The organism is Chromobacterium vaccinii, assembly GCF_000971335.1.
Taxonomy (GTDB): domain Bacteria; phylum Pseudomonadota; class Gammaproteobacteria; order Burkholderiales; family Chromobacteriaceae; genus Chromobacterium; species Chromobacterium vaccinii.
The window spans coordinates 79,311-101,563 of sequence record NZ_JZJL01000005.1 but is presented as its reverse complement, the minus strand read 5'-3'; the positions used below and the strand labels follow the sequence as shown (position 1 = coordinate 101,563).

The 22,253-nt window shown below is 65.7% G+C and carries 18 protein-coding genes; 4 read left to right on the top strand and 14 right to left on the bottom strand.

The window, feature by feature from the left end; translation table 11 throughout:
• Positions 1-12: 12 nt before the first annotated feature.
• Together VL52_RS04060 and fes are read right to left on the bottom strand one after the other, a co-directional pair.
• A complete protein-coding gene (locus tag VL52_RS04060; protein ID WP_021477819.1) occupies positions 13-225 on the bottom strand; it encodes an MbtH family protein in 213 nt (70 codons plus the stop codon).
• Positions 226-296: 71 nt separating this feature from the next.
• Positions 297-1,616, bottom strand: coding sequence for an enterochelin esterase (fes, locus tag VL52_RS04055; RefSeq protein WP_235429196.1), 1,320 nt, complete (start codon positions 1,614-1,616; stop codon positions 297-299).
• A gap of 252 nt (positions 1,617-1,868) precedes the next feature.
• On the opposite strand from fes, the gene VL52_RS04050 reads away from it, so the two are divergent.
• Positions 1,869-3,914: a TonB-dependent receptor gene (locus VL52_RS04050; RefSeq protein ID WP_052729109.1), complete on the top strand. Its 2,046-nt coding sequence runs from the start codon at positions 1,869-1,871 to the stop codon at positions 3,912-3,914.
• Positions 3,915-3,996: 82 nt separating this feature from the next.
• Here VL52_RS04050 and VL52_RS04045 read toward each other — a convergent pair whose 3' ends face one another.
• From VL52_RS04045 to VL52_RS04010, 8 genes are all read right to left on the bottom strand, one after another.
• Positions 3,997-5,607 (bottom strand): MAC/perforin domain-containing protein, encoded by a 1,611-nt coding sequence (locus tag VL52_RS04045; RefSeq protein WP_082113609.1) that lies wholly within the window; start codon positions 5,605-5,607, stop codon positions 3,997-3,999.
• A 190-nt stretch (positions 5,608-5,797) separates the two neighbouring features.
• Entirely contained in the window at positions 5,798-8,539 is a 2,742-nt protein-coding gene (locus VL52_RS04040) for a nitrate reductase (RefSeq protein ID WP_046155825.1), read from the bottom strand.
• Positions 8,524-8,838, bottom strand: coding sequence for a nitrite reductase small subunit NirD (gene nirD / locus VL52_RS04035; RefSeq protein ID WP_082107016.1), 315 nt, complete (start codon positions 8,836-8,838; stop codon positions 8,524-8,526). Before nirD ends, VL52_RS04040 begins: the two co-directional genes overlap by 16 nt.
• An 11-nt stretch (positions 8,839-8,849) precedes the next feature.
• Positions 8,850-11,306 (bottom strand): nitrite reductase large subunit NirB, encoded by a 2,457-nt coding sequence (nirB, locus tag VL52_RS04030; RefSeq protein WP_235429194.1) that lies wholly within the window; start codon positions 11,304-11,306, stop codon positions 8,850-8,852.
• Positions 11,307-11,316: 10 nt separating this feature from the next.
• A complete protein-coding gene (locus VL52_RS04025; RefSeq protein ID WP_046155824.1) occupies positions 11,317-12,519 on the bottom strand; it encodes a nitrate/nitrite transporter in 1,203 nt (400 codons plus the stop codon).
• A gap of 288 nt (positions 12,520-12,807) precedes the next feature.
• A complete protein-coding gene (locus VL52_RS04020) occupies positions 12,808-13,914 on the bottom strand; it encodes a CmpA/NrtA family ABC transporter substrate-binding protein (protein WP_046155823.1) in 1,107 nt (368 codons plus the stop codon).
• A 9-nt stretch (positions 13,915-13,923) separates the two neighbouring features.
• On the bottom strand, positions 13,924-14,514 hold the full coding sequence (locus VL52_RS04015) for an ANTAR domain-containing response regulator (RefSeq protein WP_046155822.1): 591 nt from the start codon (positions 14,512-14,514) through the stop codon (positions 13,924-13,926).
• A gap of 100 nt (positions 14,515-14,614) precedes the next feature.
• Positions 14,615-16,117 (bottom strand): alanine/glycine:cation symporter family protein, encoded by a 1,503-nt coding sequence (locus VL52_RS04010; protein WP_046155821.1) that lies wholly within the window; start codon positions 16,115-16,117, stop codon positions 14,615-14,617.
• Between the two features lie 271 nt (positions 16,118-16,388).
• On the opposite strand from VL52_RS04010, the gene VL52_RS04005 reads away from it, so the two are divergent.
• Both VL52_RS04005 and VL52_RS04000 read left to right on the top strand, forming a co-directional pair.
• A complete protein-coding gene (locus VL52_RS04005) occupies positions 16,389-16,718 on the top strand; it encodes a hypothetical protein (protein ID WP_046155820.1) in 330 nt (109 codons plus the stop codon).
• A 92-nt stretch (positions 16,719-16,810) separates the two neighbouring features.
• The gene (locus VL52_RS04000; protein ID WP_144410146.1) at positions 16,811-17,080 is read left to right on the top strand and encodes a hypothetical protein; all 270 of its coding nucleotides are present in this window, start codon (positions 16,811-16,813) and stop codon (positions 17,078-17,080) included.
• Here the strand turns inward: VL52_RS04000 and VL52_RS03995 are convergent.
• Both VL52_RS03995 and VL52_RS25540 read right to left on the bottom strand, forming a co-directional pair.
• A complete protein-coding gene (locus tag VL52_RS03995) occupies positions 17,077-18,069 on the bottom strand; it encodes a CgnE/CgnB domain-containing protein (RefSeq protein WP_046155818.1) in 993 nt (330 codons plus the stop codon). The two genes, VL52_RS04000 and VL52_RS03995, sit on opposite strands and share 4 nt — an antisense overlap.
• Positions 18,070-18,247: 178 nt before the next feature.
• Positions 18,248-18,379: a hypothetical protein gene (locus VL52_RS25540; RefSeq protein WP_260799464.1), complete on the bottom strand. Its 132-nt coding sequence runs from the start codon at positions 18,377-18,379 to the stop codon at positions 18,248-18,250.
• 201 nt (positions 18,380-18,580) lie between these two features.
• Between VL52_RS25540 and VL52_RS03985 the strand changes: the two genes are divergently transcribed.
• On the top strand, positions 18,581-19,087 hold the full coding sequence (locus VL52_RS03985; RefSeq protein ID WP_052717311.1) for a GAF domain-containing protein: 507 nt from the start codon (positions 18,581-18,583) through the stop codon (positions 19,085-19,087).
• Positions 19,088-19,100: 13 nt separating this feature from the next.
• Here VL52_RS03985 and VL52_RS03980 read toward each other — a convergent pair whose 3' ends face one another.
• Both VL52_RS03980 and VL52_RS03975 read right to left on the bottom strand, forming a co-directional pair.
• Positions 19,101-20,285: a metallophosphoesterase family protein gene (locus VL52_RS03980; RefSeq protein ID WP_046155816.1), complete on the bottom strand. Its 1,185-nt coding sequence runs from the start codon at positions 20,283-20,285 to the stop codon at positions 19,101-19,103.
• Between the two features lie 34 nt (positions 20,286-20,319).
• Positions 20,320-22,206 (bottom strand): c-type cytochrome, encoded by a 1,887-nt coding sequence (locus tag VL52_RS03975; protein WP_046155815.1) that lies wholly within the window; start codon positions 22,204-22,206, stop codon positions 20,320-20,322.
• Between the last annotated feature and the right edge of the window lie 47 nt (positions 22,207-22,253).

Genomic DNA, 22,253 nt, shown 5'->3' with positions numbered 1-22,253 from the left:
GAAACGGCGGCCTCAGCCGCTGCGCAGCGATCGCGGGCGGATGTCGGTCCAGTTTGCGTCGAGATAGGAAACGCACGCGCCGCGGCCGGCCGGGCCGAATACGGCGCGCCAGCCCGCTGGCGACGCGAGTTGCGACGGCCACAGGCTGTGCTGGTCCTGGTGATTTACCAGTACGAGAAAGGAAAGGCTTTCGTCATCGAAAGGGTTGGTTTGCTCCGCGCTCATGGCGAACACTCCAGCAAGGCGAGCCGGCCTGCAGGCGGGCTTGGCCCGCCTTCGGACGATTCTGGTTTGTTTTAGGGGGCGACCCAGGGCCGCCACAGACAGCCCAACCCTTGCAACAAACCGCCGCGCCAGCACAGCCAGTCATGCCCTCCCTCGAATATCCGGTAATGCACGTCGTGCCCGGCGCGCTCCAGCGCCGCGCGATGGCTGTCGTTGACGTCCACCATCACCTCCTCCCGGCTGCCCACCTCCTGGAACACGCGCAGCCGTCCGGGCGGCGTCTCGCCGGCCTCCAGCCGCTCGGTCAAGCGGCCCTTGCTGCCCGGCAGGCGGCGGGCGCTTGCCGCGCGCGCCTTTTCATGCAATTCCACGCTCGGCCACCAGAACGAGCCGGACTGGCTGAGCACGCAGCCGAAACGGTCCGGCCAGTTGAGGCCGGCGAACATCGCCGCCAGGCCGCCATAGCTCTGCCCGGCCACCACGGTGCAATCGGCCCGGCCGCTGAACGGCGCGATCAGAGCCGCCTGCGGCAGCAGTTCCTTTTGCAAGGCCAGCCAGAATGCGGCGTTGCAGGGCAAGTCTTCCTCGCGGTGCTTGCCGTCGATGCTGTCGATTAGCAAATACACCGCGGGCGGCAAACGGCCGCGGCGGGTGTCCTCATCCAGCGCGGCGAACACCGGCAGGCACTGCGCCCAATGCTGGCCGTCCAGCAAAATCGCCAGCGGCCTCTCGGCCCATTGTCCGACAGAAACCGCACCCGTGTGGTAGATCCAGACCCGGCGCGCCTTGCCGAGCATGGCGCTGTCCCAGCGGATTTCCGTCAGGCGGCGCGGATCGGCCCCCTGCCCGGTTTTGTCCCAGGCGGCCCAGGCGGACTGGTCCGGGGCGTCGGGCAGATGCAGCGGCGACAAGCTGGCGCCCCAGCTGCTGCGGTAGCCGGCGGCGGGGTTGAGCGGATCGGCGATGGCCTGGGCCATGATGCTCAGCCACCATTCGCGATGGAGAAGCCGGCTCTGGCGGACATCGCCGCCGGGAACGGGAGGCGTCTGTCCGACCGCTACCGGGATATAGGCGTAACTGCCGCGCCAATCCGCCGGCAACACCGCCTGCCACCACCAGACGTCGGTATCGCCCAGGCGGGACAACGATTGCGGCTGCGGGCTATGGTGGTCGGTGACGGAGTTGACGTCGGCGTACACACGGACGATGGACGAAGCGGCGGGACCGCCGGCCGGATCCCGCCACAGGAAAGTCACGCATACGCGCCCGTCCGGCAGCCGCTCTCGCAGCGGCGCGCCCGCGGCGGCCAGCCGGTCCCACCATTGCGGTTTGCCCGCTTCCGGGTGTTGCAGCCAAGCCGCGCTTTCCACTGCCACTTGATTCCATTCCACAACGTCCTCCACCGATCCAGGCCGCGCAATGAATGCGGCCGCTGCCGGCCAATTCGATTCGCGTTAAGTTATTGCATATTGTTAATGATAAATATTATCATTCGTATCTGTTGATCGCAACGATCTCAACGGGTCAGCACCGGCCCCACAGTTCCGTCCGCCGCATTAGCCAACGATTCCTCGCCAGCCAGACGACGCCGCAGAACCGCCCCCGGTCAATCTGACAATAACCACAATGAGGAATCTGGAACGATGGAAAAACTCCCGCACCGCAAGCGCGACGCCCTGGCCCACGCCACCCTGCTGGCCTTGGCCTGCCTGGGAGGCATGTCGCTGCCCCACTCCGCGCTGGCGGCTCCGGCCGACCAACAAGACGCCGCCCTGCCTACCGTGACCGTCACCGGCGAGAAGATCAACCGCTCGCTGAAAGACACCACCACCGCGGTATCGGTGCTGCGCGACACCGACACCGGCGAGATCAAATCGGTCTATGACGCGGCGGCCGCCACCCCCAACGCCACGGCCAACGGCGCCGGCATCATCAATATCCGCGGCGTGGAAGGCACCGGCCCCGGCACCGGCTACAATACGCTGGTCTCCGGCTCCCGCCCGCGCGTCAGCACCACGGTTGACGGCATGTCGGAAAGCTGGAACGGCCAGCGCTACGTCGACGCCAGCCCATGGGACGTGGAACAGATAGAAGTGCTGCGCGGCCCGCAATCCACCACCCAGGGCCGCAATACCATGGCCGGCGCCATCGTGGTCAACACCAAGGACCCGACTTTCGACTGGGAAGGCGCGCTGCGCGCCGGCTATGAGAATAAGGACGGCAAAGTGACGCTGGCCGGCATGATCTCCGGTCCGATCACCGACGAGCTGGCTTTTCGCGTCGCCGCCGAAGGCCTGAACGGCCACAGCTACATCGACTATCCGGGCGCCATGCCTTGGGACGCGTCCGAAGTGAAAAACAGCAGCTTCCGCGGCAAGCTGCTGTGGAAGCCCAGCGCGCTGCCGGGCTTCACCGCCAAGCTGACGCTGGCGCACCGCAAGAACAAGGGCGAATACCTGAACTACGTCGACGGCAACTACTTCGACTACCAGTATCACCGCCTGTCGACCGAAGCTCGCTATCAGGACTCGTTCAACAACACCGTCAGCGCCGATCTGCGATACCAGATCAATGACGCCTGGAGCGCCAGCCTGCTGCTGGGCCACGCCGACAACATCAGCGCGTTCAAAGATTCCGACACGCCCGCATTCAGCATGAGGCTGGACGAGAAGGGCAACACCGCCGAGGCCCGCCTGGCCTACGCGCCGCAGGATGGCTGGCTGAGCGGCTTGGTCGGCGTCTATTACTACGACCGCGACCAGGACATGAACGCCTCTCCGCGCGTAGCGGCCAAGGATCGCCTCAAGACCGAGGCGTTTTACGGCGAAGCCACGCTGGCGCTAGACGACAAGTGGAGCCTCAATCTGGGCGGCCGCGCGGAACGCGAGATGCAACGACGCAACACCACGCTGGGCCCCGGACAGAGCTACGAAGCTCAAGCCAGCTATGACCTCGGCGAAACCTTGTTCCTGCCCAAGGCCGGCCTGAGCTACAAGTACAGCCCATCCACCACCCTGGGCCTGTCCGCGCGCAAAGGCTACAACGCCGGCGGCTCCGGCCTGGACAACGACAACAAGTACTACACCTTCAACAAGGAACAGGTCACAACCTACGAGCTGAGCAGCCGCTCCACCTTCCTGGACGAGCGCGTCAGCCTCAACGCCAATGCCTTCTTCAACCAGTACACCGGCTACCAGGCCATACTGGGGTCGCGCTTCACCAATATTCCGGAAGGGCAAAGCTACGGCCTGGAACTGGAAAGCAAAGCGCGCGTCACGCCGAAGCTGACCCTCAGCGCCGGCATCGGCCTGTTGAACACCAAGGTGACCGGCACCGACGCCGCCAATCCCGGCATACAAGGCAATCAGTTCAACTACGCGCCGCATCTGACAGTCAACCTGGGCTTCAAGCAGCGTCTGCCGCGCAACTTCTATATTGGCGGCAGCCTGAACCGCGTCGGGTCCTACTATTCGGACATCACCAATGATCCGGCCCGCACCGCCGGCGACTACATCGTGGCCAACCTGAACACCGGCTACGAGGACGCCCGCTGGGGGGTACGCGCCTACGTCAACAATCTGACCAACCAAGGCGTGCTCTACGCCCAGATTCCGGCCCGCGGCAACAATCTGGGGGTGATAGGCGCGCCGCGCACGGTCGGCGTGACGGTGGACTACCGCTTCAACTGAACCCGTCCCGCCTGGCGCAGACGGTGGGATAAAACAAGGCTGCCATCCGGCAGCCTTGTTTTTTTGCCCGGTCAGGCCCGGATCACAGCTTGGACATCATCGCTTCCATGCCTTGGTGCTGGCTGAGCATGGACTTCATTTCCTGCGTGGACGCGATCGCGCTGGTCTTCACGCATGCGATGCTGCCGCGCAAGCGCTCCATGTCGCCGGAATTGGGCGGGTTGTTGTAATTAGGCACGCCGGCGAAGCAAGAGGACGCCACCGCGCCGGCCGCGCCCGGTTGCCACAGGCTGACATCCTTGCGCGCGCCGGTGCCCTTGTCCCACCACACCCGGTTTTGCAGCGTCTGCACATCCGCGCACAGGCTTTGATGCACGCAAGCATAGTCCGGCAGATTCGGCGGGTTATAGCCGCTGGTGGCCAGCATCATCACGTCGCCCAGCGCGCGGTAGCCCTGCGGCGGAATCGCGCGCCAGCACGCGTAGTCCTTGGACTTGCCGGAACCGGCGTCGTCCCACACCCGCTGCCAACCCACCGGCGCCTTCAGCACGCCCAGATCGAACAGATCCTTGAAAATCGGCGCATGGCCATCCGCCACGCTGGCATGGTTGCGCTGACCGAACTGGCCAACCATCTTGTAGCCATTGGAGGTGCTGGGATTGAACACAGCCAGATCCTCCGACGCGCCGGAGCCGCTATCCTCCCCAGCCTTCACCATAGGCGGCCGCGCGTCCATCAGCAGCACCTTGTCCACCTTGGGGATGGACTGCTGCGACTGCTTCATGAATTCGGGGAAGGCGTCCTCAAGCTCGACGCGGCGCTCGGGCTTGTCGGCCAGCGCCCAGATCGGTTGCAGGCTTTCGGTGGAAAAATCCATCAGCGTCGCATAGTCGAGCAGCGATTCCGCCCATTGCGAGAACGCCTGCTGCGAATCCGGACCGTGCAGTATGCGATCGGTCATGCCCGGCTTGCCGCCGGTGGCGGTGAGACGGATGGTGGAGTTGCTGCGGAAGCTGTTGACCTGCTTTTCCATCTCCGAGCCATGCTCGATCTTGATTTCGCCCACCAGCGCCTTGTAGGACATTTCGGCGGTGGTGGACAGCGACTGGCTGCTGTCCATCTTCAAGGTCTTGCTGGCCGCGCTGTAGTCCAGCCGGCCGCCCACCGCCGCTTCCGATACATAGTAGGGACCATAGCGCTTGAACAGCTCCATGGCCGGCATATTGGGGTTGTTCAGGTCGTCGCGGAAATCGCGGCGCAGCATCGAACGCAGCGTGGCCGCGCCGGGCAGGCTGATGTACCACAGCACATGGGCTTCGCGGGTGGAGCTGTAGGTGATCTCGGTCAGTTGCTGGTCCGTGGTAGTGAAATCCACGCTCAGCGAAGCGCTGAACAACTTGTAGCGGCCGGACACGCCCACGTGCTGGCTCATTTTCTCCCGATACTCTTCGATTTCCTTGCTGACATCCTGTTTGAAGTCGGAGTGGAAATAGGTGTGTACATGCATGCTGCGGGGAAAGGTGTAGCTGCGGCCCTCGATTTCGATGCTGTCCAGCTCGCCGCCGAAATCGAACAAGGGTTGGCCAAGCAGGCTTTCCGGGCTGGCGTACAAACCATTCACGTCATAGCCCATGCCCATGGAAGTCACGCCGGGGAGGTTGCCAAGCTGACCTGCATTTGCTGCGGATGCCATGGAATTCCTTTCTTAACGTTATAATCGAATGGCATTTTCACAACGCCGCTAGATATATAGCGCCCATCCCACGGCCATGCCGCTGGTCCTCCGATCAGTAAAATTACGGAACTCGTTTGCGCTGGAACAAGGCGCGACGGCCATCCGCCTCTCGATCCTTGAAACGCGCCATCCAGCCGCGCATGCCCGCTCAAACGTTTTGCGCAGTGTTGGCGGCCATTCGCGCCAGCTCCGGCGCGCAGGAACCGCAGACGGCGCCGCACCCCAACTCGGCCTTCAACTCCGCCAAGTCCTGCCCCTGCCGCAGCCTGTCCAAAATGGCGGCCTCGCCCACCTGCTTGCATTGACACACGATGCGGTCCCGCTTGGCGGCGCGCGTCCCGCCGGGAGAAAACGCGGCATGCCGCGGCCCCAGCCATGGCTGGCCATCCAGCAGCCGTTGCAGCAAGCTTTCGCCCGCGTCGCGGTCCGCCTGCCCGCCACCGGCGAAAACCAATCCCGCCAGCCGGTCGCCATTCCAGGCCACGCGCTTGAGCACGCCTCGCCCGTCGTCGCGGTACTCCAGCACATCCGGTCCCGGGCGCAGCGCCAGCGCGTCCAGCAAGCGCGCCAGCCAATCCGGCCTGGCAGCGGAATCGGCAGCGCGCAACAGCAAGACATTTCCCGCCGCCAGCAAGATCGCCGCATAGGCCATATTCCCCAACAGCGGCGTCAATTCCGCCTGCAAGGCCGACAAATCCGGATGGCGCAACGCGGCCAGCACCCTCCAGGGCAGCTCGGCCTTTTCCACCTTCACCGCCGCGTGCTTGAGCTCCGGCTGGAACGACAATCCGTCGACCGCCGAGGTGGTCGCTTCGTTGCTGCCGCCGCTGTTGAGGAACTGGCGGCTCCAGTGCATGGCGGCGAATACGCAGCCGCGCGTCAGATCGCCGTCGGTCTTCAGCGGCAACACCCACAGCCCGCGCTTGCTGGCGACGCGGACCAGATCGCCGTCGCGCAGACTCCTCCGCTCGGCGTCTTCCGGATGCATGCGCAGCTCCGGCTCCGGACTGTGGGAAAACAGGCCGGGCACGCGCCCGGTGCGGCTCATGCCGTGCCATTGATCGCGCAGACGGCCGGTGATCAATCGGAACGGATAGTGGGCCGATATCTTGTCCGCCGGAGGCCGGTAATCGATCGCGTGGAAACGCGCCTTGCCGTCGTCGGTGGCGAAGACGCCGTCGACGTAGCGCCTCGCCTGGCCCTCTGTCTGGCCAGCACGCAACGGCCATTGCTGCGGCCCCCTCGCTTCCAGCAGAGCGTAATCCAGCCCGCCCATGTCCAGATCCCGGCCCACGGTCAGCGCGCGGTGTTCGTCGAACACCTGCCCGGCATCGGCATAGGCGAAATGGTCGGCTTCATCCGGATGCAGGCGCGCCGCCAGCCTCCGGCCGAACTCGACGGCGATCCAGCCATCCGGCCTGGCCTCTCCCGGCGGCGGCGCTGCGGCCCGCACCCGGCTGACGCGGCGTTCTGAATTGGTGACCGTGCCCTCTTTCTCGCCCCAGCTGGCCGCCGGCAGCAGGATGTCGGCGAAGGCGGTGGTGTCGGTTTCGGCGAAAGCGTCCTGCACCACCACCAGCTCGGCGCGGCTCAACGCCTGCCGCGCCATCGCCAGGTCCGGCAGCGAGTGGGCCGGATTGGTGCAGACTATCCATACCGCCTTGATCTCGCCCCGCGCCAGCGCCTCGAACATCGCCACCGCAGGCAAACCGGGGCGCGAAGACAGCCGCGACTCCGGCACGCCCCAGTGCGCGGCCACTTCGCGCCGGTGATCGGGATTGGCGATGTCCCGGCGCGCGGCCAGCATGGTGGCCATGCCGCCCACCTCGCGTCCGCCCATCGCGTTGGGCTGGCCGGTCAGCGAGAACGGCCCGGCGCCCGGCCGGCCGATCTGGCCTGTCGCCAGGTGCAGATTGATCAACGCCAGGTTCTTGGCCGTGCCCTGGCTGGACTGGTTCAGGCCCATGCAGTACAGCGACAGGCTGGCCGGGCTGCGGCCGAACCATTCCGCCGCGGTGACGATGTCCTCGGCCCGCACGCCGCAGATCTCCGCCGCCATCTTCGGCGTGTAGTCGCGGACCATGCGCTTGAGCGCGTCGAAGCCCTCGGCATGGGCGGCGATGTAGCCGGCATCGATCAGCCCCTCCCAGATCAGGTGGTGCAGCATGCCGTGGAACAACGCCACGTCGGTGCCGGGCTGGATCTGCAGGTGCAGGTCGGCCATCGCCGCGGTGTCGGTGCGGCGCGGATCGACCACGATCCAGCGCGCGTCGGGCCAATCCCGCCTGGCGTCTTCCAGCCGGCGGAACAGCACCGGGTGGGCGTAGGCCATATTGCTGCCGGCGAACAACACGCAGCCGGCGGATTCCAGATCTTCGTAACAGGTGGGCGGGCCGTCGGCGCCGAAGGCCATCTTGTAGGCGGTGACGGCGCTGGACATGCACAGCCGGGAATTGGTGTCGATATTGTTGGTGCCGGCCACGCCCTTGGCCAGCTTGTTGAACAGGTAGTAATCCTCGGTCAGCAACTGGCCGGACGCGTAAAACGCCACCGCGTCCGGGCCATGGCGGCGGATGATGTCGGCCAAGCTGTCCGCCGCCGCGTCCAGCGCCTGATCCCAGCCGACGCGCCGGCGCGGCTCATCCCTGCCCCGCCTCATTTCAGGAAACAAGGCGCGGCCGCTGTCGCTGGCGGCGCTGGCCGCCAGGCTCAGGCCCTTGCCGCACAGACGGCCATAATTGGCTGGATGATCCGGATCGCCGCGCACCCCGGTGATGCGGCCGTTCTCGCTCTCTATCAATACGCCGCAACCCACGCCGCAATAGCAGCAGGTGGATCGGGTTTCCGTCTTGTCCATCGCCTCGCCCTCCCCCGCTACAGCGCCAGCCATACCGCGCCGTTCTCCTCCCTGGCGGGAAAACGGCGCGCGCAGCCAGCGTCCGGCGCCAGCGCCTCGCCGCTGGCCAGGTCTATGTTCCAGCCGTGCAGCGGACAGGCCACCGCGCGGCCATGCACCATGCCTTGGCTGAGCGGGCCGCCCTTGTGCGGGCAACGGTCCAGCAGCGCGAACACCTGGTCGTCGTGAGTGCGGAACAGCGCGATGTCGCCGTCCTCCCGCGCCAGCACGCGGCTGCCTTGTCGCGGGATGTCGTCCAGCGCGCAGATTCTGGTCCAGTTTTCCATGCTCATCTCGACTCTCCTCAGGCTTCGACCGCGATGGGAATGAACTCGCGCTTCTGCGCGCCGGCGACGCGCGCCGCCCAAGGGTCGGGCAGGCCCTGCAGGGAAAACAGCAGCCGCTGGTGCAGCGCGCGGCGGCTGTCGGCGTCGTCCACCACGCGGGCCTTGATGTAATCCAGGCCGACGCGGGCGATATAGTGGACGGTGCGGTCCAGGTAGTAAGCCTCCTCGCGGTACAGCTGCAGGAAGGCGCCGCCGTACTCCTTCACCTCCTCCGCCGTCTTCACCTTGCACAGGAATTGCGCCACCTCGGTCTTGATGCCGCCGTTGCCGCCCACGTACAGTTCCCAGCCGGACTCCACCGCGATCACGCCCACATCCTTGATGCCGGCCTCGGCGCAGTTGCGCGGGCAGCCCGACACCGCCAACTTGACCTTGTGCGGGCTCCACATATTGGCCAGCATGGTTTCCAGATCTATGCCCATCTGGGTGCTGTTCTGGGTGCCGAAACGGCAGAACTCGCTGCCGACGCAGGTCTTCACCGTGCGGATGGATTTGCCGTAGGCGTGGCCGGAATTCATCCCCAGATCGCGCCAGACATCGACCAGGTCTTCCTTCTTGATCCCTAATAGATCGATGCGCTGGCCGCCGGTGACCTTCAGCATCTTCACCCGGTATTTGTCGGCGACGTCGGCGATGCGGCGCAGCTCGTCGGCGGTGGTGACGCCGCCCTTCATTTGCGGAATCACCGAGAAGGTGCCGTCCTTCTGGATGTTGGCGTGCGCCCGCTCGTTGATGAAGCGGCTCTGCGGGTCGTCCACCGCCTCGTGCGGCCAGGTGGACAGCAGGTAGTAGTTGATCGCCGGCCGGCAGCTGGCGCAGCCGTTGGGCGTCCGCCACTCCAGGAAATGGAACACCTCGGCGTGGGTCAGCAGATGGCGCTCCCGTATCGCCTGGCGCAGCTCGGCGTGGCTATGGCCGGTGCAGCCGCACACTGCCTTGGTCTTGGGCGTTTCCTGGAAGCTGGAGCCGACCACGCTCATCAGCACTTGCTCGACCAGTCCGGCGCAGGAGCCGCAGGAGCTGGCCGCCTTGGTGTGCTTCTTCACCTCGTCCAGCGTGAACAGGCCCTTGTCCTCGATCGCTTTGACGATGGCGCCCTTGCACACGCCGTTGCAGCCGCAAACCTCGTCTTCGCCCCTCATCGCCGCCGCGCGGCTCTGGCCCTGCACGCCGGCGTCGCCTATTGCCGTTTCGCCGAACATCAGCGTGTCGCGCAGATCGGCCACGCTGCGGCCCTCGCGCAGCAGCTTGAAATACCAGGCGCCGTCGCTGGTGTCGCCGTACAGGCAGACGCCGGCCAGCTTGTCGCCGCGCAGCACCAGCTTCTTGTAGACGCCGCCGGCCGGGTCGGACAGCACGATTTCCTCGCAGCCGTCGCCGCCCATGAAGTCGCCGGCGGAAAACAGGTCGATTCCCGTCACTTTCAGCTTGGTGGACGACACCGAACCGCCATAGCGGGCCACGCCCAGCCGCGCCAGGTGGTTGGCGCATACCTTGGCCTGCTCGAACAGCGGCGCCACCAGCCCATAGGCCACGCCGCGGTGGCTGGCGCACTCGCCGACGGCGTAGATGCGCGGGTCCGAGGTCTGCAAGGTGTCGTCCACCACCACCCCGCGGCTGCAATGCAGGCCGGCGGCCTCGGCCAATGCGGCGTTGGGGCGGATGCCCACCGCCATCACCACCAGCTCGGCCGGAATCTCCTCGCCGTCGCGGAAGCGGACGCCGCGCACCCGGCCCTGGCCATCGTCCAGCAGCGCGGCGGTCTGCCGCCCCATCAGGAAACGGATGCCGCGCGCCTCCAACGCCCGGCGCAGCAGCTCGCCCGCCTGGCGGTCCAGCTGGCGTTCCAGCAGCCAGTCGGCCAGATGGACGACGGCGACGTCCATGCCGCGCAGCCTCAGGCCGTTGGCGGCCTCCAGCCCCAGCAGGCCGCCGCCGATCACCACCGCGCCGCGCCTCTGGCCCGCGGCCTCCATCATGTACTCGGTATCGGCAATGTCGCGGTAGCCGATCACCCCATCCAGCTCGCGCCCCGGGATCGGCAGCATCACCGGCGAGGAGCCGGTGGCCAGCAGCAGCCTGTCGTAGCCGGCGACGGCGCCGTCTTCCGCCACCACTTCGCGCCGAGCCCGGTCGATGGCGCTGACGCGCTTGCCCATATGCAGCGCGATGCTCCGCTCCGCGTACCACTCCGGCGGATTCAGCACGATGTCGCCGAACGCCTGCTCCCCCGCCAGCACCGGCGACAACAGGATGCGGTTGTAGTTGGGATGCGGCTCTGCGCCGAACACCGTGATGTCGTAGAGATCCGGCGCCAGTGCCAGCAGCTCCTCCACCGCGCGGATGCCGGCCATGCCGTTGCCCACCACCACCAGCCGCTGCCGGGCCCGGTCTTTCAGTTCGGCCATGTCCATATCCGTCTCCTCACACGCGGGCGGCGGCGGCCGCCCAGTTGTCGCGCCAGTGCCGCTGCACCCCGGCCAGACTGAGCCAGGCCAGCAGGCTCAGGCCGGCGAACAGCCACAAGCCGGGCGCGTAGTCGCCGCTGGCCTGCTTGACCGCGCCCAAACCCGCCGCCAGGGTGAAGCCGCCCACGCCGCCGGCCATGCCAACCAAGCCGGTCATCACGCCCAGCTCCCGGCCGAAGCGCTGCGGCACCAGCTGGAACACCGCGCCGTTGCCCGCGCCCAGGCACAGCATGGCCAGCACGAACAGGGCCAGCGCCGCGCCAGCGCCGCCGGCATTGAGCGCGGCCGCGGCCATCAGCAAGGCGCAGGCCAGATAAACCGCCAGCAGCGAACGAGTGCCGCCCAGCCTGTCGGCCAGCATGCCGCCCAAGGGCCGCATCACCGAGCCTGCAAACACGCAGGCGGCGGTATAGAGGCCGGCGGTTTTGGCGTCGAAACCGAATTGATCGTGGAAATAGCCGGGCAAAGCCCCGGCGAAACCGGAGAAACCGCCGAAAGTCATCGAGTAGAAGAACATGAACCACCAGGCGTCCTTCTCCTTCAGCACGGCCAGGTAATCAGCCAACCGTTTCGGCGCCGCGGCGGCGGGCGCCTCCCTGGCGCACAGGGCGAAAATCGCCAGCGTCAGCAACAGCGGCACACAGGCCAGGCCGAACACGTTCTGCCAGCCGTAAGCCATGGCCAGCGCCGGCGCGAACAAGGCCGCCAGCACGGTGCCGGAATTGCCCGCCCCGGCGATGCCCATCGCCGCGCCCTGATGCTGCGGCGGATACCAGCGCGAGGCCAGCGGCAGCGCGGCGGCGAACGAGGCCCCGGCCACGCCCAGCAGCGCGCCCAGCGCCAGCACCGCGCCTAAGCTGGACAGATCGGCGAGCCAGCCGCCGAACAGCGCGGCGATCACGACGATCTGGCCAAGCAGGCCGGCGCGCTTGGCGCCGATGCGGTCCGCCAGCGCGCCCATCAGCGGCCGCAGCAAGGCGCCGGCCAGGATGGGCGTGGCCACCATCAGGCCGCGTTGCTGGGTGGAAAGCCCAAGCGCGGCGGCGATGGGCACCTGCAACGGCCCCAGCAGATACCAGGCCATGAAGCTCAAATCAAAGTATAGAAAGGCGCAAGCCAGCGTCGGCCGGTGCCCGGACTGCCAGAAGCTACGGTTCATGATCGCTCCCGGCGCGCGGTCCCCCCTCTCCGCCCGGCCGGCTTGCGGCCAGGCCATCGGCAGGAACGGCGGATTCAGTCCGCGCGCAGATAGTCAAAACAAAACGGCGTCCTCTCCGTATCTGAACAGGAGAGGACGCCGTTGTCCCTAGTGGCAATCACCTACGTTGGCGTTTGCCCGAATGTGTCCGGCGGCGCGCCGTTGCGCCGTCCGGGATCAAGAACGCAAATCGCGTGCCAGCCTGAAAACCCCAGTTTTAGCAAGCGTGGCCGTTTTTGCTGCACCGCATCAGTGCGTTTCCGCCAAATCCGCACCGGTTTTGGGAGGCGGCCACGCTTGCCCGTCCATCAACAGGGCGGTACGCCGGCCGGATTCCGGCAAGGCGACGCCGCAGCGCTCCGCCGCCTGGCGGTACAGCGCCGTCCCGCAAAGCGCCTGGACGATGTCCCGGTCGCCATCCCCCCGCCACAGCCCCCAGCGGCGGTATTGGCGCAGAAACCACAGCGCATCGGCCGGATCGGGGAAGTTGACCCGCCCCTCGTCGAAGAAGCGCAACGGCGCGGCCTGCAAGGGATGCGCGCGCCAATGCCGCAGGATGGTTTCCGCCGGCACGCCCAACCAGACGTCATCGGCCAGCCAGGCCGCCGCCTGCTCCTGGTTGTCCGGCTGGTCCAGCCAATGGCAGGCCAGCAGCAACGTCTCGATCAGCGCCGAAGCCAGCTGGGGCTGCCGATCGGCCAGCTCGCGGCGGCAGATCAGCGCCTTTTCCGGATGCTCCGGCCAGATGGCCGCGCTGTCGGCGACCAGGCAAGCGCTGCCCTGCTCCTCGGTCACCGCGTGCCAGGGCTGGCCCGCGCAATAGCCGTCCAGCGCGCCCGTCCGCATCGCCGCGCCCATCTGCGGCGGCGGAATGACCACGCAGCGCGCGTCGCGCAAGGGATGCACGTCCTGGGCCGCCAGCCAGTAATACAGCCACATCGCGTGGGTGCCGGCGGGGAAGGTGTGCGCCAGGCGCAAGGGGCGGCCCAACCAGCGGGCGATGTCGGCCAGGCTGGCGCCGTCGCGCCGCTGCGCCGCCAGGCCCGGACTCAGGCTGATGCCCTGGCCGTTGCGGTTCAGCGTCATCAGCACCGTCATATCGCATTGCGGCCCGCCCAGGCCCAGCTGCATGCCGCAAGCCAGGCCGTGCAGCGCATGGGCGGCGTCCAGCTGCCCGGCCAGCAGGCGGTCGCGCAATGCCGCCCAGGACGGTTGCCGCAAGGGTTGCAGGACCAACCCGTTCATGCGGTCCAGCCCCAGCCGGCAGGCGACCGCCAGCGGCGCGCAGTCGGTCAGCGGCAGGAAGCCGACGCGGACCCGCGCCAGGCTGCTGTCCTCAAGGTAATCTGCATGCATCGCGTCCTCTCAATCCAGCAGCTCGCTGGCGTGGATCAGTTGAAGAGCCAGGTCGGCCAGGCGCAGGCCCGACCTCATCGCCTGGCTGCGCAGCAGCGCGTACGCCTCTTCTTCGCCAAGCCGCCGCCTGCGCATCAGGATGCCCTTGGCCCGCTCGATCAGCTTGCGCTCCGCCAGTTGCCGCTCCATGTCGGCCAGCTTGCGCTTCAGCGCGGCGTCCTCCTCGAACTTGACCCTGGCCATGTCGATGATGGGCGCCAGCCGCTCGGCAGAGACGTGATCGACGATATAGGCGGTGACCCCAGCGCGCACCGCGGCCTGGATGGCGGGCACCCCGCCGTGTTCGGCGAACATCACCACCGGGCGCGGCGCGGACCGCTCCATCAGCGCCAGCTGCTCAAGCGTGTCCCGCATCGGCGATTCGGTATCGACGATGATGACGTCCGGCCGCTCCGACTCCGCCAGCCGCAGCAGCTCGGCCGCGCCATGGGCCTGGGCGATGATCAAGTAGCCGGCGTCGGCGAAGGCGTCGCGCAGCTGCCGCATCGGCCGGTCTGTATCGTTGACCAGCAACAGCCTCAAGGGGGCGGATGGGTCCATGGTCTCATTCAAAGAATGGGTCTGCGGGAAGTAAAAGCAAACCCCATGCCCGAATACCATGACGATGCAAAAACGCCCGCGTGAGCGGGCGTTGCGTGAATCAACCGGCTTTGGCCGGTTCCGGCTTGCCACCCGGCGGCGGGCCGCTCGACTCCTCGTCCAGATTGCTCTCGGCGCGGCGGCCTGCCCAGTAGGCGGCGTTGACGATGCCCAGCTTTTCCGGGTGGAACACCGGGTCCACGCCTTGCGCCTTCTGCGCCTCGTAATCGCGCAGGCAGGCCAGCGCCGGCTTCTGCATCAGTATGATGGCGATGATGTTCAGCCAGGCCATCAGGCCGACGCCGATATCGCCCAGGCCCCAGGCCAGATCGGCGGTCTTCACAGTCCCGTAGACGGTGGCCGCCATCAGCCCCACCTTCAGCGCGAACACCAGCCACGGCCGCCGCGCCTTGCGGTTGATGAAGGCGATGTTGGTCTCGGCGATATAGTAGTAGGCGATGATGGTGGTGAAAGCGAAGAAGAACAGCGCCAGCGCGACGAACACCGAGCCGAAGCCCGGCATGATGCTTTCCATCGCGGTCTGCACATAGCCCGGACCGGCAGCCACCCCGGCGATGCCGGTGTACAGCACCGCGCCGTCCGGCCCCTGGACATTGTACTGGCCGGTGATCAGCAGCATGAAGGCGGTGGCGGAACAGACGAACAGGGTGTCGATGTAGACCGAGAACGCCTGCACCAGGCCCTGCTTGGCCGGATGGCTGACCACCGCGGCGCTGGACGCGTGCGGACCGGTGCCCTGGCCGGCCTCGTTGGAATAGATGCCGCGCTTCACGCCCCACTGGATGGCGAAGCCCAGCACCGCGCCCATTCCCGCCTCAAAACCGAAGGCGCTCTTGAAGATCAGCGCCACCACGCCCGGCAATTGCTCGATGTTGAGCGCGATCACCACGCAGGCGACGATGATGTAGCCCAACGCCATGAAGGGCACCACCGCCCCGGCGAACACCGCGATGCGCTTGACGCCGCCGAAGATGATGAAGCCCAGCATGATGGCCAGCACGGCGGCTGTCACCGTGGGCGCGACGCCGAAGGCCGACTGCATCGAATTGGCGATGGAGTTGGCCTGGATGCCGGGCAGCAGCACGCCGGTGGCTACCACCGTGGTGATGGCGAACAGCCAGGCATACCACTTCATGCCCAGCCCCTTCTCGATGTAGAAAGCCGGGCCGCCGCGGTACTGGCCGTCTATCTTCTCCTTGTACACCTGGCCCAGCGTGGACTCCACGAAGGCGGAACTGGCGCCGAGAAAGGCCACCAGCCACATCCAGAACATCGCGCCCGGCCCGCCGAAAGTGATGGCGGTGGCCACCCCTGCGATATTGCCGGTGCCCACCCGCCCCGCGAGCGTCATCGCCAGCGCCTGGAACGACGACACACCCGCGCTGCTGCTCTGGCGGTTGAACATCAGGCGCAACATTTCCTTGAAATGCCTCAATTGCAGAAAACGGGTGCGCAGCGAGAAATACAGGCCCACGCCCAGACACAGGTAAATCAGTGCCGGACTCCAGACCACGCCATTGATGGCGTTGACCAACTCCTCCATGGGTTCTCCTTTGTAAGCGAAGGCATGCAATCGGCGTGTTTTTATATTCCTGCTGCCGATTGTCCGACCGGAACCCGCAAGATAATGGTCAAAGCCTGAATGTTTCCAGATGGTTTACTGTAAAAATAAAGTAAATACCCTAAATAAATATCGCCGCGCCAACGCGGGCAATCTGTCGACAAAGCCCGCGCCGCATCAGGTCCAGGCCGGAGCGGCATGCCCGCGCATGGTATAGTGTGCCCCCGGTTCTCCCAGTAGAAAGCTTCAAGCCATGCCCACCCTCTTCCGTCTGTCCGCCGCCTGCCTGCTGCTGGCCACGCTGAGCGGCTGCCAGCCGCCGCAACGCATCCAGGCCAGCTACCACTGCGACGATCAGATTCGGTTCCGCTTCGACCGCCGCAGCCAGACGGTGGAAGTATTCCGCGGCGGCGAGAGCTTCAAGGGATATATGGACGAGAAAGGCCTGCTGACCTGGCCCAAGCCGCTGGCCGGCAAATCGCTGCCGGACAGCTTCTACATTTCCCGCAAGACGCCGGACCAGATGAAGCTGTACGGCGGTTTCGCCGGCACCGGCAAGGCGTGCCGGCTGGACCCGGGCTGAGCAAGCGCCGCGCGAGGCTTCGCATCCGGCTTCCGCCAGCGTCCATGGAGCGAGCCGGCGCATTCCGCGCCGGCTCCGCTCTGGAGACCGCCATGTCGCTCGCGCTGAACAACTGCCCTCTTACCAACAACACCGCCGTCACCATCCGCGTCGTGCCCGACGCGCCCGGAAGCGCCTTCGATGTGCCTGCGGGCCAGACCGTCAACTCCGGCGTGATCGTCTTCGACACCATACAAGTCCCCGGCGACGTGCTGGACACCGACGCCAACCAGGCCGCGAACCAGCTGGACTGCTATTTCGTCCTGGTGGATGGGGAATACCGGCTGAACATCCCCGACGACTTCACCGCGGTGTTCAGCTAAATCGAGAAGCCGCCGTCGAAGACAACTCTGTCGTCAAAGCGCAGCCGGCCGCCGGAAAAGATCAGGTCCAGGTGGTGGCTGCCCAGCTCGCCGCCGCCCAGGCCCAGATGCAGTCCTGGGTGGCGCTCCTCGAAGCCGGCGTTGAGTCCGTACAGCCCCTTCACGCCGCAATTGGTGCCGATGCCGAACTCCGCCACCGCGGCGTTGCCGGCGTTGGCGCTCAAATACTTGTCGAAGTCCGCCGAGAAGCGCGCGTCGCCGCAACTGAAGTCCGCCACCCGGCTATCGCGGATGCGCAGCGTGGCGAAATCGCGGACCACGCCGTATTTGACGGCGAACGGTATCGTGCTGAGAAAGGCGCCGCTGAAGCGCACCTCGCCCTGCAGATCGGCGATGGAGGTGGCGATCTCTCCTGGGACGAGATCAACATTGCCGTCGCCGTCTATCGAAGTCCAGGATTGATCGGGCCGGATCGAGCCGCGGAGCCATCCTCCTCCCTCCTGCTCGAACGCCACGTGCCCGGCTTGCTCCGCCAGCGCGATCAGGCGGCGGTTGCGCTCCGCCATACGCGCCCGCGGCTCGGAGAACGCCTCGTAGAAATACGGCCCGTAGTCCTTGAACAGAATGGATTTCTTCCAGTTGGACTGCATCGCCTGCTTGATCGGCAATAGGAAGGCCGGACCGCGCGGATCGACAGACGGCAACGTGGACGAGCGGTACAGGAAAATGAAGACATCGCATTGTTCGATCGCGGCCGCCAGCGCGTCCGCGCTCTCGTTCTCCAGCTCGGCTAAGCGGATGTCCGCGGCGATGGCCTCGCCGGCGCCCTCGGCGATGCTCGCGGCAACTTCGCCGTGATATGCGTCGAACCCCAGCAATAGGCGGATGGGCTCTCCCGAGGCCGCTTTGTCCCTGGCTGCCGGATGCAGGGCCAGGCAGGCGTACATGTTGCGGACGCTTCGCGCCTGCTCTTCGGTGGTGATGCGCATTCAGCTTTCTCCCAAGGTCCGCTGACAAAACTTTGCGGAGTCTCTGGACCAAAGCGCCGCGGGCCATGCCAATCGTTCGACGCAGGGAGGCGCGATCCAGGATCTCTTTTTGTCGGCGGCTCTAAAAAACGGGGCCGCCAGGACCCCGTTGTCAGACATGGATTCGGCTAATGCCCTATCAGACCGGCCACAGCGCGGTGCCGAACGGCACGACGGCTTTGTCCTGCATCATCTCCACCGCTTCGGCGAAGGTTTCTTCCTGAAACCAGGCATCCAGCTCGATATCCGCGGTTTGGATTTGATCGTTCATCTGCATCTCCTTTGTCGTTGGAAAACTCGCGATGCTAGAGCAAATGCCCTAACAAAATTACAGACGCATGGAATTCATGCAAGTTCTAATCCCACTTAGTATTAATTACGCTATTAACATTAAAAATGGCGCCATGAATGGCATTAACAGTCTGATGTCACAGCCTATAATGAAAATCATTCATCATTCCAAGAGGCCGCCATGCAATCTCCCGGCATTCCCACCAACGAGGCTGAACGCGTCCGGGTGCTGCAAGAGTTGCTGATTCTGGATACCGATCCGGAAGAACGCTACGACGCGATCACCGCCTACTGCCGCTCCCGCTTCGCAGTCAAGATCGCGCTGATCAGCCTGGTGGACAGCAATCGCCTGTGGTTCAAGTCGCACTGTGGGCTGGACGCGAGCGAAACGCCGCGCGACATCAGCTTCTGCGGACACGCCATCCTCGGCGACGACATTTTGGAAATACCCGACGCCAGCGACGACGACCGTTTCTGTGACAATCCGCTGGTGCTCGGCGATCCCAATATCCGCTTCTACGCCGGAGCGCCGCTGAAACTGTCGTCCGGCCACGCCATCGGCACGCTGTGCCTGATCGACTCCAAGCCCAAGCACCTGGCCGGAGAGGAGAAAAGGCATCTGAAAACGCTAGCCCATACCGTGGTGCTGGAGATAGAAGGCAGCCGCGCCGTCAGCGAGCCCGGCTGACCTGCTTCGCCGGCTAATGCTCGGGCCACCTCTGGTAGCCGTTTTCGTCGTAGAAGGTTTCCGTCAGCGCGTCGCCGTTCAACTCCAGCCTCACGAAGCCGTTCAACACCCGCTCCGGATACTGGCTGTCATCGGCGGAACGCGTCTCCGCCCACGCCACCTGCGGCTTGCCGTCCAGCGCCTTGGCCGGCCCGTACGGAATCGCGCCGTGGCCGACGCAACGGGCCAGCAGCTTGCCCTGCGGCTGGTAGCAGATGACGTTGTGCAGATGTCCCCAGTACCAGTAGTCCGGGTCGCGGCCCAGCGCGGCCGCCACCTCTTGGTACAGCGGCGTCTTGGTCGAGCCGTCCATGGCATAACCCTGATGGTGGGACAGCAGCATGATCTTCTTGTCCCAGCCGGCGGCAAGCTGCTTCAGCCACGCCGCCTGCTGGTCTCCCAGCGCGCCGTCCATGTATAGATTCATCTTGTCCGAGTGGTAGGCGCTGTCCAGGCCGACAATCAACCAGTTCTGGTTGTGCAGGCTGAAATAGCTGGTGCCCTGCTGCATCGGAAATTTGCTCGACAGCTCGCCGAAGTAACCAAGCGCGCCGTTGTACATTTCATGATTGGAATTGAGGGTGAACTGCCCCTTCGCGCCCGCCGGCCAGTCTTTCAGATCATTGCTCTCATCCGAGCTGATGCCCGCATAGTAGACATCCCCCAGATGGATGGTGTAATCAGCGCCCTGCTTGCTCATCGCGGCAGCCACCTTGGCCGCGATGTAGTCGCCGGTGCCCCAGTCGCCGGCAATGGCGAAACTGACCTGGTCCGCTATCTCGACGCGGCTCGGCTCGCCTCCCCACGGCGCGTAGTCCCACAAATGCGCGATCCACTGCACCAGCGCCTCGCCCCACAGCGGGTCCAGCAACTCCCACTTGCGGCAGCCCAGCAGGGTGCCATCGTCCATCACCCGGGTCGGCAGTTCATCCTCGGTGGTCGGCAGCGACTTGCCGTCCATCACATTGTCCAGAATCGACAAGCCCCGCGCCAGTTCCCACGGAATGCCGCTGGCCGAGGTGCTGCCGGAATCGATCACGTCCCGCACCTGCTGGTGCACCTGCTGCAGCCGGTCCATGATCTGCTTCTTCTGCTCAAGCGTCTGCCTGGCGTCGGCCAGGCTGGCCTCGACCCGGTTTTTCCAATCGCTGAAATCCATTTCGCACCTCCGCTCTGCGGACTGCTGCCGCCGCCTACAGGTTTTTCATGTATTCGATCAGGTCCCACTTTTCGCTATCGGACAAACCCGTGCCGTACTCGTGGCCGGTGTTGTGGTTGCCCGGCAGGCGGGTATCGAACTTGAAGTAGCCCCCGCCCTTGACCTCCGGTCCGGCGGCGATGAAGCCGACGCTGCGGGTGTCGAACACGCTGGAGCCTCGGTAGAACACCTTGGGCCGCTTGTCGGGCTTCTGCAGCAGGTCCCACAGCGTCGGCACCGAGCCGTTGTGCAGATACGGCGCGCGCAGCCAGATGCCGTCGGTCGGCGTGTTGCTGTAGCTCTGCGTCTTGCGGTAGGCGCCGAAATCGAACGGCGGCTTCTTGAACTCGTGGAACTTGTCCACCAGCCCGACGGTGAAGGAATTGACGCGGTAGGGGTCGGTGCCCAGCTCATCCAGTCCCACGGTCACCTGGCCGGTATCGGCCTTGCCAAAGTCGTGGCAGCTGGCGCAATTCTTCTCCCACAGCGCCTGGCCGCGATGCGCGCGCACCTGGTCCAGGCCGCCGAATGGCCACTTGGGCGAAGGGTGCGACAGCAGCCAATCGGTCACGCGCTTGAATTCAGCCGGCAGCACCGATTGCGGCGTCGCGCCCACCGCCATCGCCGCCGCGTAGTTGCGTTCCTTGATGGCGTTGTTGTTGCCGTCCCAGTGCAGATACAGCGATTCGCGCGGCTTCTGGTTCCAGATCTGCGGCAGGTCCACCGTGCCGATGGTGGAATCGTCCGGGAAACCGAACACCGCCATCTTGGTGGGGTTGAAGGTGTCGGTGCGACCCGGCCCCTGCTGTGGCCGCAGCTTCTGCCACGCGTACTGCTGCTTCTGCTTCAGGAAGGCCTGCCGCGTGGCCGGCACGATCAGGAAGCGGTAGAACAGCTTTTCGATCGGCCCCAGCTCGTAATGCTGCTCGATGGCGTTGATCACCTTGGCGTTGAAATCCGGATCGCCGGCGCAGTCGTACAGGAACCACTGGAACGACTCCAGATCCAGCAGCGCCGCCGGCGCGGTGGGCACCGGCACCGGCACGTCATCGGCGCTCTTGCGGTACATGCCGGTATGGCACAACGCGCAATTGGGCTCTACCGACGGATAGCCGATCTGGCGCTTGGCCAGGCCGATCGGCAGGTCATGCCCGCCCTCGTAGATGAAGCCGAAGGCCTGCCAGCCAGTGCCAAGCTTGGGCATGCGCTGCGCGCACACCTGCGGCAGCACCGAGAACACGTACAAGGGAATGCGCGCGTCCGGCCCCAGCCCTATCGCCGCGTACTTGAAGTGGTCAACGTCGGACGCCAGCGGCGGCTGCGGCACCTCTCGCAACAGATTGGCCCAGGCCTCGTAGCCGACGAAGGCCAACACCAGCACAACGACGATGGCGATCTTGCGGCAGGCGCCGGCAAAGCACTTGGCCAGGCAGCGCCACAAGCCGCACAGGCCGGCCCGGATCAATGGCCACGGCCGCTGCTCCGCCGGCAGGCCGATGTACAGCAGCGCGCCCAGGATCAAGAACATCGCGGCGTCGGAGTACAGCAAGGGCTTGAAGGCGTCCGGATAGCCGGAGGTCTGGATCAGGTAGATCCAGAACGCCACCGCGATCAGCCGGGACAGCACGCACAGCCAGGAATACACCGGATAGCGCGCGGCGTTGACGCCGGCCGGCGCGTAAAACAGGCTGACGCCCACCAGCAGCATGCCGGCGTTCTGCAGCCACGGGTACACCGCCTGGCTGGGCAGGCCGAAGCTGCTGTTCAGGAAATCCGGCCAGAACAGCGCCGGGATGGCGAACACCATATTGATGGCGATGCCGATCCAGATGAAGCGCTGGAACCAGCGTACGCCGCATTCCGCGCAACGAGTCTTGTCCATGGGGAGGTCCTTGTGAAGACGGCGTCGAATGGCCAGGCGCGGCCGGG